Origin of the sequence: Nitrospirillum guaranorum (assembly GCF_034653275.1) — a bacterium.
Lineage (GTDB): Bacteria > Pseudomonadota > Alphaproteobacteria > Azospirillales > Azospirillaceae > Nitrospirillum.
The window spans coordinates 602,471-617,194 of the sequence record NZ_JAYEES010000004.1; the positions used below are offsets into that span (position 1 = coordinate 602,471).

10 protein-coding genes and 1 tRNA gene are annotated in these 14,724 nt (G+C 69.7%); 3 read left to right on the forward strand and 8 right to left on the reverse strand.

The features are described 5' to 3' along the window. The first annotated feature begins 11 nt into the window (after positions 1-11). Complete coding sequence (locus UAJ10_RS24515) at positions 12-962, forward strand: LysR family transcriptional regulator (protein ID WP_322917875.1); 951 nt, start codon at positions 12-14, stop codon at positions 960-962. Here UAJ10_RS24515 and UAJ10_RS24520 read toward each other — a convergent pair. Then, positions 959-2,023: a permease gene (locus UAJ10_RS24520; protein ID WP_322917876.1), complete on the reverse strand. Its 1,065-nt coding sequence runs from the start codon at positions 2,021-2,023 to the stop codon at positions 959-961. The two genes, UAJ10_RS24515 and UAJ10_RS24520, sit on opposite strands and share 4 nt — an antisense overlap. A gap of 249 nt (positions 2,024-2,272) precedes the next feature. Here UAJ10_RS24520 and selD point away from each other — a divergent pair, with 249 nt between their 5' ends. Next, positions 2,273-3,334 carry a selenide, water dikinase SelD gene (gene selD, locus UAJ10_RS24525; protein WP_322917877.1) on the forward strand — a complete coding sequence of 354 codons (1,062 nt, stop codon included), beginning with the start codon at positions 2,273-2,275 and terminating at the stop codon, positions 3,332-3,334. An 8-nt stretch (positions 3,335-3,342) separates the two neighbouring features. Here selD and UAJ10_RS24530 read toward each other — a convergent pair. The 7 genes from UAJ10_RS24530 to UAJ10_RS24560 form a co-directional block, all read right to left on the reverse strand. Beyond that, positions 3,343-3,438, reverse strand: a tRNA-Sec gene (locus UAJ10_RS24530). Positions 3,439-3,451: 13 nt separating this feature from the next. Beyond that, on the reverse strand, positions 3,452-5,404 hold the full coding sequence (gene selB / locus UAJ10_RS24535) for a selenocysteine-specific translation elongation factor (protein WP_322917878.1): 1,953 nt from the start codon (positions 5,402-5,404) through the stop codon (positions 3,452-3,454). Then, a complete protein-coding gene (gene selA / locus UAJ10_RS24540; RefSeq protein WP_322917879.1) occupies positions 5,401-6,777 on the reverse strand; it encodes an L-seryl-tRNA(Sec) selenium transferase in 1,377 nt (458 codons plus the stop codon). The genes selB and selA overlap by 4 nt, the downstream gene beginning before the upstream one ends. A 141-nt stretch (positions 6,778-6,918) precedes the next feature. Continuing rightward, positions 6,919-7,938 (reverse strand): hypothetical protein, encoded by a 1,020-nt coding sequence (locus tag UAJ10_RS24545; protein ID WP_322917880.1) that lies wholly within the window; start codon positions 7,936-7,938, stop codon positions 6,919-6,921. Positions 7,939-8,503: 565 nt separating this feature from the next. Then, the gene (locus UAJ10_RS24550; protein WP_322917881.1) at positions 8,504-9,238 is read right to left on the reverse strand and encodes a SapC family protein; all 735 of its coding nucleotides are present in this window, start codon (positions 9,236-9,238) and stop codon (positions 8,504-8,506) included. Positions 9,239-9,490: 252 nt separating this feature from the next. Then, the gene (locus UAJ10_RS24555) at positions 9,491-10,819 is read right to left on the reverse strand and encodes an LLM class flavin-dependent oxidoreductase (protein WP_322917882.1); all 1,329 of its coding nucleotides are present in this window, start codon (positions 10,817-10,819) and stop codon (positions 9,491-9,493) included. A gap of 142 nt (positions 10,820-10,961) precedes the next feature. Beyond that, positions 10,962-13,481: a TonB-dependent receptor plug domain-containing protein gene (locus UAJ10_RS24560; protein ID WP_322917883.1), complete on the reverse strand. Its 2,520-nt coding sequence runs from the start codon at positions 13,479-13,481 to the stop codon at positions 10,962-10,964. A 345-nt stretch (positions 13,482-13,826) separates the two neighbouring features. Between UAJ10_RS24560 and UAJ10_RS24565 the strand changes: the two genes are divergently transcribed. Then, positions 13,827-14,711: a LysR substrate-binding domain-containing protein gene (locus tag UAJ10_RS24565; RefSeq protein WP_322917884.1), complete on the forward strand. Its 885-nt coding sequence runs from the start codon at positions 13,827-13,829 to the stop codon at positions 14,709-14,711. Positions 14,712-14,724 lie beyond the last annotated feature (13 nt).

Genomic DNA, 14,724 nt, shown 5'->3' on the forward strand with positions numbered 1-14,724 from the left:
ACCATGAACTGATGGTTTTCAATATGGACCGGTTGGGCAGCATGGCCGTCTTCGTGAAGGCGGTGGATCTCGGCTCCTTCGCCGCCGCCGCGTCGGCCCTGGGGGTGTCCGGGCCCATGGTGGGCAAGCACATCCGCTTCCTGGAGGAACGGCTGGGCGTGCGGCTATTGAACCGCACCACGCGGCGGCAGAGCCTGACCGACTTCGGCCGGGCGTATTACGAGCGCTGCCGCGTCGTCCTGGCGGAGGCGGACGCGGCCGACGCCCTGGCCGCCGACCAGCTGGGGGAGCCGCGCGGCCGCCTGCGCGTGACCATGCCGGAGCATTTCGGCCGGCGCTGCGTCGTGCCCGTGCTGCTGCGTCTGGCCCAGCGCTATCCGGCGCTGGAGCTGGATTTGTCCCTGGGGGACCGCCTGGTCGACCTGGTGGAGGAGGGGTTCGACCTGGCCATCCGCACCGGCGGCCTGGCCGACCGCGCCGGCCTGATCGCCCGGCGGGTGGCGCGCCAGCGCATGGTGGTCTGCGCCGCCCCCGCCTACCTCGCGGCGCATGGCGCGCCGACGGACCTGGATGACCTGGTCCGGCATGAGGGCGTCATCTACCGCCGGTCCGCCCGCATCCCGCAGTGGCTGTTCCCGCGTGACGGGCAGCCGGCGGCGGAGGTGCTACCCCGCCACCGCATCCAGCTGGACGATCTGGAGACCATCGCCGACCTGGCCGTGGCCGGCATGGGGCTGGCCTGGCTGCCCTCCTGGCTTATCCGCGACCAGCTGAGGTCGGGCGCGCTGGTCACGGTGCTGCCGGACCAGCCGGAATACCTATACGATGTCCATACCCTGTGGGTACAAACGCCGCACCTGCCCCTGAAGGTGCGGGCGGCGGTGGATGCCTTGGCCGCCGCCCTGCCGGGCTTCATGGGCCCGCGCTGCGGCCCCGAGGGCGACCCTGGGGGCGAGGGCTAGAACAGGGCCACTGCCAGGTAGCCACCCGCGAGGCCCAGCAGCACCACGCCGGCGATGACGGCCGCCAGCGCCTTGGGCGGGAAGGAGCGGTGCAACATGGCGATGGACGGCAGGCTGACGGGCGGCAGGGTCATCAGCAGGGCACCGGCCGGGCCGACCCCCATGCCCAGCGACAGCATGGCCTGGATGATGGGAACCTCGCCCGCCGTGGGAACGACGAACAGCGTGCCGGCGATGGCGAAAGCGGCGATCCAGATGAACTGGTTGCCGATCTCCGGCCCGATGGCGGGGAACAGCCAGGCGCGGGCAGCACCCAGGGCCAGCACGATGACGACGTATTCCGGGATCAGGCGCACGGCCATGCGGCCCAGGATCTTGAGCCAGCGGACGAAGGGGTTCTGCGCCTCCGCCTCCGCCTGCAGGGCCAGCAGGGCGGCTTCCTGGTCCGGCATGGGGCTGACGCGGTTGGCCAGCAGGCCCAGGCCCAGGACCATCACCAGGCCCAGGGCCAGGCGCAGGCCCGTCCACTGCCAACCCAGGACGAAGCCGATGAAGACCAGCGTGGCGGGGTTCAGCACGGTGTTCCCCAGCCAGAAGGCCATGGCCGCCCCGGGGGCTGCCTGCTGGCGGCGCAGGCCCATGACCACGGGGGCGGCACAGCAGGTGCACATCATGCCCGGCAGGGACAGCAGGCCGCCGGCCAGCACGCTGCCGAAGCCGGTGCGGCCCAGCGCCCGTGCCACCCAGGTGACCGGCAGCAGCGCCTGGATGGCGGAGCCCAGCAGCAGGCCCAGCACCATGGCCTGCCAGATGGCCTTGCCGTAGGCCAGGGCGTAGCCCACGGCCGCGTCCCACGACGGGGCCGGGGCGGCGGCGTCCGTGCCCATCAGGATGGACTTGCCGATGGCATGGTTGGCCGCCGCCACGAAGGCGCGGGCGTAATAGGGCGACCATTTCACGTAGAACAGGCCGGCGATGGCGATCAGGGCGACGATGGCGATTCCCACCATGGGGTGGGGGCGGCCGGTGGTGCGCGGCGACTTCGCGGCGGTCAGGTCCATTGGGATGCGTCCGTGGCATAGGCTGGGGCACGCGGGAGGCGACACGTCCCCCACGTCTTGGACCCGACCGGGCCACGGGTTCGCATCGGGAGCCGGCTATCGATGCAACGCGGCGATAGGCATCCTCGATCGAACAATTCCGGTCTTAACGCCGCTTGCAAATGGAGGCAATGTCCTTATCTGCACTACGGCTGGTTTGCCTGCATACAATGCAAAAACAGGTCTTCCGTACAATAGAAGGCGATAGAAATGTCCAATGACCAGATACGTTTGACCGATCTTGCCCATGGTGGGGGGTGCGGCTGCAAGCTGGCGCCGGCGGTGCTGCAGCAGCTGCTGGCGGGTCAGCCTCAGACGGCCGGCTACGCCAACCTGCTGGTGGGGACGGAAACGGGGGACGACGCCGCCGTCTGGCAGTTGGACGACCGCCATTGCATCATCGCCACCACCGACTTCTTCATGCCGGTGGTGGATGACCCGCGCGATTTCGGCCGCATCGCCGCCACCAACGCGCTGTCCGACGTTTACGCCATGGGCGGCCGGCCCCTGTTCGCGCTGGCCATCCTGGGCATGCCCCTGGGCAAGCTGGCGCCCGAGGTGGTGCGCGAGATTCTGGCCGGTGGCGCCAGCATCTGCGCCGAGGCCGGCATCCCCGTGGCGGGCGGCCATTCGATCGATAGTGGGGAGCCCATCTACGGTCTGGCCGTCATCGGCGTCGCCCCGCCCCAGGCTATCCGCCGCAACGCCACGGCCCAGGCGGGCGACGCCCTGATCCTGACCAAGGGCCTGGGCGTGGGCGTCTACTCCGCCGCCTTCAAGAAACGGAAGCTGGACGCCGCCGGCTATGCCGAGATGATCGCCAGCACCACCCTGCTGAACCGCGTCGGCGCCACCCTGGCGCAGGACGCCGACGTGCACGCCATCACCGATGTCACCGGCTTCGGCCTGCTGGGCCATGGGCTGGAGATGGCGCGCGGCGCCGGGCTGACGCTGACCCTGGACTGGGACCGGCTGCCCTTCCTGACCCAGGCGGCCCAGTTGGCGGAAGCGGGCTTCATCACCGGCGCCTCCAACCGCAACTGGGCCAGCTACGGCGAGGAAACGCGCCTGCCCGCCGACCTGGCCCCCTGGCAGCGCGCCTTGCTGACCGACCCGCAGACCTCCGGCGGCCTGCTGGTGGCGGTGGCGCCGGAGCGGGCGGAGGATATCTGCCGCCAGATCGTGGAGGCAGGCTACCCGATGGCGCGCGTCATCGGCAGCGTGACTGAGGGGGAGCCGGTGGTACGGGTGGGGTGGGCCGGCCAGCGGTGACCAAAAGTTGGCGGAAGGGAATGGGAGTCGAACCCACCCGGGACAGTCTCGCTGCCCCACCCGGATTTGAAGTCCGGACGCCCCACCAGGGGCGATTCCCTTCCGTCTGACCGAAGCTCACAAAACCACAGGCGGCCCGAACAAGTCCAGCCGGTGCGGGTTGACGCGGCGCAGGTCACCCCGGCGCAGGGTGACGCCATGCCGGTCAAAGAAGTCCAGGATCTGGATGGCGACCTTGCGGCCGTTGTCCATGCGGTCGCGGAACGGGGCCACGACGAAGGCGCCGCCGGGGGATTGGGCCGCCACGTCCACGGCGATGGCCATCATCTCGCGCACCGTGTCGCGCAGGAAGAAATGGTCGTGCGCCACCTGGTCGGCCCAACCCATGCGGCCGGCCAGCTTCAGGATGCGGCGCACCTCGCCCTCATCCCGGCCGGTGTCGGCGGCGATGTCGCGCACGCGCGGCGGCCGGAAGCGCACCTCCCCGCCCAGCAGGGGGGCGAAGTCGGCCCACGCCGCCTCATCCGCCGGCGCCAGGCGCACGACGTGGCCGGACAGGCGGATGAAGGCGCCGTCCAGCGCCACCAGGCCTTCCGCCACCGCCCGGCCTATGGCCACGGCGAAGATGGGGACGGGCAGGCGGGGCTGCACGGCCAGGCGCAGCTTCTCCCGCCCCATGCCCTGCAGGTCCGGGTTCTCGGCGTGATAGGCCGCCAGCGTTTCCGACAGGTGGGCCAGGAAGGCCGCCCAGCGGTCCGCCGACAGGGCCGTCCGCGTCCCACCCTGGTCCAGCACCACCAGGTTCAGCGCATCGGCCAGCGCCGCCGCCGTGCCGTCGGGCAGGGCGTGGTCGCGGACGAAGGCGGTCAGGTCGGCATGGTGGGGCGGGATGGCCAGCAGGGCGGCCAGCGCGGCCTCGGGGCTGGGCAGGGCCAACGCCGCGCGCTGGGCCGCGCGCTCCGCCGTGCGGCGGCGGCGGGGCGGGGGGCGCAGGTCGAGGAAGCGGCCGCCGCCCAGGGTATGCTGGGCCGAGACGTCGCGGATGACGTAACGGTCGCCCGCCGCCGCGGCGATGGGCCGTTCCAGCACCAGCTGCACCTGCGTCGCCTCCCCGCCCGACAGTGTTTCCTCCGACAGCAGGACGACGCGGGCACCCACCTCCGCCGCCGCGTGGTGCAGGCGCACGGGGAACCATTGCGCCAGCGGCTTGGCCCCGGCGTCGCGGGGCAACAGGCGCAGGCTGGCGTCGATGCGGTCGGTGGGGGCGTGCAGGGCTGGCGCCAGCACCATGTCGCCCCGATGCAGCGCCTCCTTGGTGATGTCGGGGCCTGCCAGGTTCAGGGCGCAGCGGTCGCCGGCGCGGCCTTCCTCCGCCACCGCGTTCTGGGCGTGGAGGGAGCGGACGCGCGCCGGCAGGCCGGATGGGCTGACCGTCACGCCGTCGCCCACGCGCACCCGGCCGGACAGCACCGTGCCCGTCACCACCACGCCCACCCCCGTCAGGGTGAAGGCGCGGTCGATGGCCAGGCGGAAGGCGCCGGGGTCGGCGGCGGTCTTGGTGGCCGCCTGGGCGCGGGCCTCCCGCTCCAGCCGCTGGCGCAGCGTGTCGATGCCGGCGCCGGTGAGGGCGGAGACGGGCAGGATGTCGGCGCCGTCCAGGCTGGTGCCCGCCAGCGCCGCGCTGATCTCCGCCGTCACCGCCGCCAGGCGGTCGGGCGGGGCGAGGTCGGCCTTGGTCAGGGCCACCAGGCCGTGGCGGATGCCCAGCAGGTCGATGATGGCCAGATGCTCGCGCGTCTGTGGCATGACGCCGTCGTCGGCCGCCACCACCAGCAGGGCGTAGTCGATGCCGCTGGCGCCCGCCACCATGGTGTGGACGAAGCGCTCATGCCCCGGCACGTCGACGAAGCCCAGCGTGGGCCCATCGGGAAGGGGCAGATAGGCGAAGCCCAGGTCTATGGTGATGCCCCGGGCCTTCTCCTCCTTCAGGCGGTCGCCGTCGACGCCCGTCAGGGCCCGCACCAGGGCCGTCTTGCCGTGGTCGATATGGCCAGCGGTGCCGATGATCATGGCCGGGACAGCTCCGCCAGCGCCGCCAGGAAGGCCGGCTCATCGCGCAGGCAGCGCAGGTCCAGCACCAGGCGCCCGTCCTCGATGCGGCCAATGATGGGACGCGACAGGACCCGGAAGGCGGCCGCCAGCGCGGTCAACGCGGCGCCGCCGGCGCCGATGGCCAGGCCGGCGCTGGGCAGCGTGTCCAGCGGCAGGGCGCCGGAGCCGATCTGGCTGTCGCAATCGCAGACCGCCACCGTGAAGCCATCGCCCAGTACCTGGGCCAGGGCTGGCGCCAGGCGGTGGGCCTGCTCCGCGATTTCCGCCTTGGGGCGCGACAGCAGGGCCAGGGTGGGCAGACGCTGGGCCAGGCGGTCGGGGTCGCGGTACAGCTTCAGCGTCGCCTCGATGGCGGCCAGCCGGACCTTGTCCACCCGCAGGGCCCGCTTCATGGGGTTGCGGTTCAGGGCTTGGATCAGGTCGCGACGGCCGACGATGAAGCCGGCCTGCGGCCCGCCCAGCAGCTTGTCGCCGGAGAAGGTGACCAGGTCCGCCCCCTCCGCCGCCGCCTCGCGCACCGTGGGCTCGCGCTTCAGGCCATAGGCGGACAGGTCCACCAGGGTGCCGGAGCCGAGATCGTTCACCAAGGGCACCCCGGCGCCATGGGCGATGCCGGCCAGTTCGGGCGCCAGCACCTCCTTGGTGAAGCCCTGGATGCGGTAGTTGCTGGTGTGGACCTTCAGGACCAGGCCGGTTTCGGGCGTCAGCGCGCCGGTGTAGTCTTTGGCGTGGGTGCGGTTGGTGGTGCCGACCTCCACCAGGCGGGCACCGGCCTGGGCCATGATGTCCGGCATGCGGAAGGCGCCGCCGATCTCGATCAGTTCCCCGCGCGAAACGATGGCGTCGCGGCCCCGGGCCAGGGTGTTCAGCACCAGCAGCACGGCGGCGGCGTTGTTGTTGACCACGGTGGCGTCCTCCGCCCCCGTCAACTCGCACAGCAGGGCGCGGACATGGTCGTCACGCTCGCCCCGCTTGCCGTCGTCCAGGTCGAACTCCAAGGCCACCGGGTCGCCCATGGCGGCCAGGGCCGCGTCCATGGCCTCCCGCGCCAGCAGGGCGCGGCCCAGGTTGGTGTGCAACACCGTGCCCGTCAGGTTGAACAGGGGGCGCAGCTTGGACCGGCCGGCGTCCTCCAACCGCGTCAGGGCCAGGGTGGCCACGGTGTCGGCGTCCGGCACGGTGCCGCCGCCCGCCAGCAGGGCGGCGCGGACCTCGGCCAGCACGGCGCGGATGGCGTCCGTCGTCGCCGTGCGGCCATGGCGGTCCAGCAGCGGGGATGCGGCGGGGCGGGAAAGGACGGCGCTAATGGACGGCAGATCGCGAAGACGCACGGGACGAGGGCACTTTCGTTGCGGTGTTTCCCCCTTGTGGCAGATTTAAATATTTGGTCAATCCCGCCGAAAACCAAAGCCTTGGCCACCCATACCTAGGTATGGCGTCACAAGGGTGTGACGTTCCAGGACGTCAGGCCCTCAGAATGCCAGGCCCAGGCCGATGGTCCAGCCGCGCACGCCGTTGCCGATGATGGCCGACCCGCGCAGCGTCACGCCCTCGATGCCATAGCCCAGGTGGGGCGTCATCACCTCCAGCCCGCCGCCCACCTCCAGGAACTTGTCGAAGCCCAGGAAATCCTGCTGCGACCCGATCAGGATGTTGCCCCGGCTGAAGGCGATCCAGCGCAGATCGTCGGCGAACACGTGGCCCAGCGGCCCGTCCAGTTGGGCGTTGATGGTGGCGAAGCCGAAGCTGCCCGTGGATTTCAAGGACGGATCGCTGACGCGGCTGGGTATGTCGGCGAATTCGCTGAAGCGGCCCATCAGGTGCAGGCGCAGGTCGTCGGGCAGGGCGCTTTCATGCAGCACCTCCACCCCGCCGCCGGCCAGGAAGCTGTCGATGCGCATGCTGGTCAGGATGCCGCCGGTGCTCTCCCGCAGCAGATCGGCGTTGGGGCCGGCGAATTCCCCGCTGCCGCGAATGCGGGTGTAGCCGCCCAGGGCGACCGGCCGGACGGAGGTGGAGTCGCCGATTGGGATGTCCAAGCCGAAGCCGCCCAGGGCCGAGTAGGACTTGTAGTTCTCCTTCACGGCGTCGGGCGCGCCGGTATCGGCGCCCAGGGCCGTTTGCTGCCAGGCCGTCTCATAGCCCAGTGTGACTTCCAGATAGGGGGCGACGCTGTCGGTGTCGTCCTTGTCGCGGAAGCTGTGGGTGATGGGCAGCTTGTAGCCGTGCAGCGTGATCTCATTGCTGCTGTAGCGGGCGGCGCTGGCGTCGGGTGTTCCGCCGAAGACGCCCAGGGTCTCGAAACCGTGGCCGATGTCCTCGGCCTTCAACTGGTCGCGCACCGCGTCGCGGATGGCCTGGGCGCTGACGCCGGAGGTCGCGGTCTGCGCCCGCGCCGTTGGGGGAGAGAAAGCGGGGGCCAGGGCGGTTGTCAGGGCGGCCGCCAAGGTCACGCGCCGCCAGGGTGAGGATAGTCCACGCCGATTTTCCATACGCACCGATCCCTGTCTGCCTCCATGCCTGTCAGGGAAATGCCACCCGCCCGCCCGGCGGCAAGTTGCCAAGAGGAATAACTGATAAATATTGTAGAATATATTTTATTGACGTCAGAGAATGGCGATGTTTGAAATCATCCAACGGCGCGGGCTGGACGAATGAGGTTGGAAATGACGGCGATGACGAAGGTGGAGCAGCGGGCCCAGATGTGGGGCGAGGCGTGCCTGCCCTTGGTGGCGCTGCTGTATCTCATGCTGCTGGGCGCGCTGTATGGCGGCGCGCCGGTGTGACGCCCCAGCGGACTTTATTGCCCGCATTCCTATTGTAAAATATGCCCGGATATGGAAACGGCGGCCACGGGATGACCCGGGCCGCCGTTTTCATACACGGTATTTGAACGTGGCCGATCAAATACCCCTCATGCGCCGGGCGCCAGCATCCGCTGGCTTGGGCTTCCGCGCTCCGTCCTGCGGTACTCGCCCTGGCGACCGCGGTCGCGGTCTACGGCGGCATGGGCCGAGATCTCATGCCGCCGTGTCATTCAGACGATGCGCCTTGGCCTCAGTTGGTCGCCGGGCGCTGCGAGGTGCGGTCCACCAGGCCGGCCCAGTTGCTGACCGAGATGAAGTGGGCGTAGGCCAGGGCCAGCCAGCCGCGCTCGCGCCAGCGCTGGAAGTCCTCGGCCGGCAGCTGGTTGAACCGGGATTCGTCGATGACCTTGAAACCGGCCAGGCTCAGCTTCTGGCCGTCCTTCAGGGTGACGTCGGCGCGGTTCTCCACCAGCAGGTCGGCCTTGATCAGGGCCTCCACGAACTCGGTGGTGGCGTTGTAGTGGCCCTGGTAGTCGCTGCAGAAGGCCAGGGCGTTGCGGGTCACTTCGGTGGGCTGGCCGGCCTCGAACAGCTTGTTGGGGCCGCCATGGCTGAGGCTGGGGGCCGCCTCGTCGATGCACAGGGTGAACTCCGCCTTCTCCCGGTTCTCCAGGAAGATGAAGGGGTAGCGGCGGACATAGGCCGGGATGTAGGCGCCGGCTTCCCAGCCGCCGTCGGCGTCCACGAACAGGTTCTCGCCATTGCGCATGCCCAGCAGAGCCACGGCCTGGGGCGGGGCGCCGTCCAGGAAGAGGATGGGGTAGTGCTTGCACGCCAGCGTGAACTCCGCCGCGATCACCGGCACGGAGTTGGAACCGGCGGCGAACTGATAGCCGGCGGCGGGGGTCAGCGACAGGTCGCCGTCACGCTCCGCGGCCAGGGGGCGGGGGCGCTGGTAGAAGGCGGGAAGGGTCTGCGTGCTCATCTCTGTTCCAAGTCCCGGATCAATTGGGGTTATGAGTTATGCCGCCGTCCCCCGCGCCGCTGGCGGCCGGGGCTGGCAATCGTGAAGTTAGTGGTGCCGCACCCGCCCGTGGTCAACGTCGGGGATGGGGTAATGCCCATCCCCGCACGCTACCACCGATGGCGGGGGGAAGGGCACCGCTATTCATTCCCCGATTGGACATGACCCGCCGGACACCTCCCTTTCAGGAAACGCCGGCGGGCCGGCCGGCCCTTATTCCGCCGCTTGGGCCGGCCGCACGCTGTGCCGGTTGGCGGGAATGGGCAAGCCCAGGTGGCCGCGCAGGGTGCCGGCCGTGTAGTCGGTGCGGAACAGGCCCCGGCGCTGCAGGATGGGCACCACCTTGTCCGTGAATTGGGCGAAGGCGCCGGGGCGGGTGACATGGATGTTGAAGCCGTCGGCCGCCCGCCCGGTGAACCAGCGTTCGATCTCATCGGCCACCGTCTCCGGCGTGCCGACGAAGCCGGAGCGCCAGCGGCCGAAGCGCCAGGCCGCCTCACGCAGGGTCAGGCCTTCCTCCCGCGCGGTTTTGATAATGCGCTCCGCATGGCCCTTGTAGCCGTTCAGGCTGACATGGCTGAGGTCGGGGAAGGGGGCGTCCAGGTCGTACTGGCGGAAATCATGGTAGTTGAAGGGCCGCCCCAGCTGGACCAGCAGCTTGTCCAAATCCAGCTCCGCCTCGTGCGCGGCGGCCAGGCGGTCCGCCTCCTCCTGCGTGTCGGCGATGGTGACGGTCAGGCCGGGCAGGACGACGATGTGGTCGGGGTCGCGTCCCCGCGCGGCGGCGCGCGCCTTCAGGTCGGCGTAGTAGGCCTGGGCCGCCTCGAACCCGTCGGCGCTGGCGAAGGTGGCGTCGGCGATGGTGGCGCCCAGGTCGCGGCCGGCGTCGCTGTCGCCCGCCTGGAAGATGACCGGCTGGCCCTGGGGGCTGCGGGTCAGGGCCAGCGGCCCGGCGACGGAGAAGAAGCGGCCCTTGTGGTTCAGGGCGTGCTGCTTGGTCTTGTCCAGGAACACGCCCGCCGCCTTGTCGCGGGGGAAGGCGTCATCCTCATAGCTGTCCCACAGGCCTTGGACGACGGACACGAACTCCCGCGCGCGCTGGTAGCGTTCCGCATGGTCGAGGTGGTGGTCCCGGCCATAGTTGCGGGCGGCACCCTCCAGCCCCGTGGTCACCACGTTCCAGCCGGCGCGTCCCCGGCTGATGTTGTCCAGCGAGCCGAACTGGCGGGCGACGTTGTACGGCTCCCAGTACGAGGTGGTCAGCGTGCCCACCAGGCCGATGTGGCTGGTGGAGACGGCCAGGGCCGACAGCAGGGTCAGCGGCTCCAGCCGGTTCAGGAAATGGGGGGCGCTGTCGGGCGTGATGTAGGGGCTGTCGACGATGAAGACCAGGTCGAACTTGGCGGCCTCCGCCTTGCGGGCGGCGTCGATGTACCAGTTGATGTCGATGCTGGCGTCGCCGGGCAGGTCGGGGTCGCGCCAGTCGTCATGGCTGGTGCCGACGCCGGCCAGGATGGCGCCCAGGTGCAGGGAACGGGTCATGGTGCGGGTCTCCAGTCGGCGGCCAAGCTGGCCGGCGGTTGAGCGGTTCGGGAAGGCTGTCAGGGGAAAAGTCTAGCGCCGCCGGCCGCATCGGAAATTTTGGAAATCGTGCAGCGTCTGTTTGGCGGCGCTGAACGATGGCTCAGAACTTCACCGACACGCGGCTGTAGTAATAGCCGCCGGTGATGCCGAAGGGGGAGAACAGGCCGTATTTGTTCAGGCCGGTCTTGGCGTCGACGATGCCGATGGCGTCGGGATAGACGTCGAACAGGTTGTTGGCGCCCAGGCTGACGCTGATGCGGTCGGTCAGGTCCACACCCACGTCCAGGTCGGTGACCCATTTGGCGCTGAAGGTACGGTCGTTGGCGGCCACGGTGCCGGCTTCGGTATAGCTGCCGTAGCGCGTGACGCGGGTGTCGACGTGCAGGCGGTCCCAATGCCAGTTGGCGGACAGGATGGCTTTGCCGCGCGGCGTGCCGTCGGTCAGGTCGGCCTGGCGCTGCCGGTCGAACAGGGCGTAGCCGAGGGTGGACAGCTGGGTCGGGGTCGGTTTGATGTGGGTGATATAGGTGCGCGTCCAGCTGTAGGCGGCGCCCAGCCGCACGTCGCCGGCGCCGCCCAAGTCCACAAGGTAGTTGGCCACGGCGTCCACGCCGTCCGTCCGGGTGTCGACGGCGTTGGTGTAGTACTGCGCCGACAGGCCGGGGGCGAAGCCGGCCCGCTGCAGGATGGCGGAGACGGCGTTGCCGGTCAGCAGCCCGGTCTCGACGATGCGGTCCTTGATGTCGATGCGATAGGCGTCCAGCGTCAGTTGCAGGTTGCGCACCGGCTCCGCCGTCACACCCACGCTGTAGTTGGTGGAGGTTTCGGGCGTCAGCGGCGTGGCGCCCAGGGCCTTGGCCTCGCCCGAGGTGGCGGGCAGCACCTTGATGGGCAGGGTGATGTAGTTGCCGGCCGCGTCCACCGTGCCGGTGAAGGTGGAGGAGGCGTAGATGCTCTGCGCCAGTGAGGGCGCGCGGAAGCCGTTGCTGACCGTGCCGCGCAGGGCGTAGCCGGGGGCCAGCTCATAGCGGGTGGCCAGCTTGCCGCTGGCGGTGTCGCCCACGGCGCCGGTGTAATGCTCCACCCGGCCGGCGGCATCCACCGACCAGGCGGGCGTCAGGTTGGTGCCCAGGTCGATATAGGCCGCCGCGTTGTTGCGGGCGATGGCGCCGCTGTCGGCGGGCGAGGTGCCGGTGTAGGACGCCAGGCCCGGCTGCGGATGCTGCCCGGCGTAGTAGCCGCTGGGGATGACATAGCTGCCGATGATGTAGCTGGCGGGATCACCGGGGTCGATCTCATAGCGCTCATACCGGTGTTCCAGGCCCCAGGCCACGGTGACCGGCGCCGGCAGGCCGACATCAACGGCGCGGTTGACGTCCAGGTCGGTGGTCACCTGGTCGAAGATCTGGTTGGCCAGGTGGAAATAGGTGGGGCTGGCGGGGCCCAGGGTGGCGTTCAGCGTGTTCTCGCCATCCAGCTTGGCGTCGTCGCGGCCATAGGTGGTGCTGAGGTCCCAGGACCAGGACGCGACCTCACCCCGCCCGCCCACCGTGGTCTGGAAATCCGTTTCCCAGATGCGGCGCAGGGCGTTGAAGCCATTGGGGTAAACGTCCGGCAGGGAATTGATGTTGTTGGGCAGGAAGCTGCCGGTGTTCTTGCGCGAGCGGCGCTTGGACACGGTGCTGAAGGAATAGAGCGTCACGTCGTCGCCCACCGGCAGCTCGGCATTGTACGACCCGCTGTAGATCGTCTCCTGCCCTGGGCCATAGCTGTCGCCGTAGAAGGTGCGGTTGGCCGTGGCCTCGCGCGGGTCGCGAGCGCCATTGGCCAGGGGATTGTACAGGTTGGCCACGCTGGTGAGTGCCGCCCGGCTGGCCGACTGGTTGTCCTTGTAGTCGGCGGCCAGGTTCAGGAAGCCCTGCCGGGGCAGGTCCAGGCCGTAATTGGCGGCCACGTGCTTGGTGAAGCCGTCGCCGCCATAGTTTTGGCCCAGGCTGCTTTCCACGCTGCCGCCTTCCGGCGCGTTCTTGAGGATGACGTTGATGACGCCGGCGATGGCGTCGGAGCCGTATTGGGCGGCCGCACCGTCCCGCAGTACCTCGATATGGTCGATAGCGCCCACGGGGATGAGGTCCAGGTCCACGGGCACGCCGCCATTGGCGATGCGCGCCAGATTGTTGATCAACGCCGTGTTGTGCCGCCGCTTGCCGTTGACCAGCACCAGCGCCTGGTCGCCGTTCAGGCCGCGCATGGTGGTGGAGCGCACCGTCCAGCTGGTGCCGCCGCCGTTGACCCCCGGCAGGTTGAAGGACGGCACCAACTGGTTCAGCAGTTCCTTCAGCCCGACCTTGCCCGTCTCCGCCAATTGCGCCGATCCCACCACATCGATGGGAGAGGGGCTGTCGATGGCCGCCCGGCTGCCGCCGCGCAGGCCGGTCACCACGGTTTCCTGCACCGCGTCCACATCCACGCTGTCGCTGGCCGGGGCGACGGTGGCAGGGGCGGCTGGTTCCGCCGCCCGGGCGACGGCGGGCACCAGGGCGCATCCCAGGGCGGGCAGGGCCAGGACGGTGGCCAGCAGCAGGGCTTGGTGGCGGCTCAGAATAGCGGCGGCGTGCATGTAAAACCCCCTTGGACCCGGCTTGGCATGCCTGCCGGGCTTCCCCGATGTTGAATAAAGCGATGGGGTTTTTAGACAGGCCCCGGCTGGGGACCGTAAATCGACTTATCCTTGAGGATTTGATGAGGGCACTAAATTGGTAGTCAGGCCGCCGATCATTGCGGTGGGCAGGCCTCGCCGAAGCCTTGGAAAGGCTGGCATCTTATAATGCACTAAATAAGTGTGAAATACCGAGCTATGCATTATATTGTACATCGCCATGCTGCGGACTCAGGTTGCTGGGTTGCGTGTCGGCGTGTGTAATTAGGGCCAATGAGAACCCATGGACAGTGAGGACCGTGCCCCATGCCCCCCAATCTGCCCACCGAGCTACTGCGCACCTTCGTCGCCATCGTCGACGCCGGCACCCTGCAGAAGGCGACGGAGCGCATCTTCCTCACGCAGTCGGCCCTCAGCCTGCAGATCAAGCGGCTGGAGGATTTGTTGCAGACGCAGCTGTTCCTGCGGGAGGGGCGGCGCCTGACCCTGGCGCCCGCCGGGGTGACGCTGCTGGGCTTCGCCCGCAAGATCCTGGAAATGAACGAGCAGGCGGTCAGCGCCGTCACCGCCGGGGCCTTCGCCGGCCCGGTGCGGGTGGGCATGGTGCAGGACATGACCGACACGCTGCTGACCGGCGTGCTGGCCAGCTACGCCCAGATCCATCCCCAGGCGCAGCTGCACGCCCGCATCGCCGGCACGGCCGAGTTGCTGGAGCAGATGACGGCGGACCGGCTGGACGTGGTGGCGGGCTTCGGTCCCGCGGGCGACCCCAACGGGGTGCTGACCGTGCCGGTGCGCTGGATGGGCAACCCGGAATTGTTGGGCGCCGACGTGCTGCCCCTGGTGGTGCTGGAAACGCCGTGCCGCTTCCGCGAGGCGGCGCTGTCGGCCCTGGACCGCATCGGCCGGCCCCACCGCATCGTGGTGGAAACGCCCAACCTGTCCAGTCTGCGCGCCGCCGTGCGCGCCGGCCTGGGTCTGACCTGCCGCGCCATGGCCTTCGACCCGCTGCCGCCCCTGCCGCTGGGCGTGCTGCCGCCCCTGGCGCCCGTCAGCGTCGTCCTGGCCCACCGGCCCAACCCGTCAGACTCCATCACCAGCCTGATCGGCCTGGTGCACCAGGCAATCGCGGCCCAGGGCGTCGGGGATGGGGACGGTGAGGAGGATGAGCCGCGGGCCAACGCGGCGTGAGCAGAAGTGGGCG

Excerpts from the sequence above, each read along its gene's own strand:
- UAJ10_RS24515 (WP_322917875.1), top strand. The coding sequence starts at position 12 with ATGGTTTTCAATATGGACCGGTTGGGCAGCATGGCCGTCTTCGTGAAG.
- UAJ10_RS24550 (WP_322917881.1), bottom strand. The coding sequence starts at position 9,238 with ATGAGCACGCAGACCCTTCCCGCCTTCTACCAGCGCCCCCGCCCCCTG.
- UAJ10_RS24565 (WP_322917884.1), top strand. The coding sequence starts at position 13,827 with ATGCCCCCCAATCTGCCCACCGAGCTACTGCGCACCTTCGTCGCCATC.
- UAJ10_RS24520 (WP_322917876.1), bottom strand. The coding sequence starts at position 2,023 with ATGGACCTGACCGCCGCGAAGTCGCCGCGCACCACCGGCCGCCCCCAC.
- UAJ10_RS24545 (WP_322917880.1), bottom strand. The coding sequence starts at position 7,938 with ATGGAAAATCGGCGTGGACTATCCTCACCCTGGCGGCGCGTGACCTTG.
- selD (WP_322917877.1), top strand. The coding sequence starts at position 2,273 with ATGTCCAATGACCAGATACGTTTGACCGATCTTGCCCATGGTGGGGGG.
- UAJ10_RS24555 (WP_322917882.1), bottom strand. The coding sequence starts at position 10,819 with ATGACCCGTTCCCTGCACCTGGGCGCCATCCTGGCCGGCGTCGGCACC.
- selB (WP_322917878.1), bottom strand. The coding sequence starts at position 5,404 with ATGATCATCGGCACCGCTGGCCATATCGACCACGGCAAGACGGCCCTG.
- UAJ10_RS24560 (WP_322917883.1), bottom strand. The coding sequence starts at position 13,481 with ATGCACGCCGCCGCTATTCTGAGCCGCCACCAAGCCCTGCTGCTGGCC.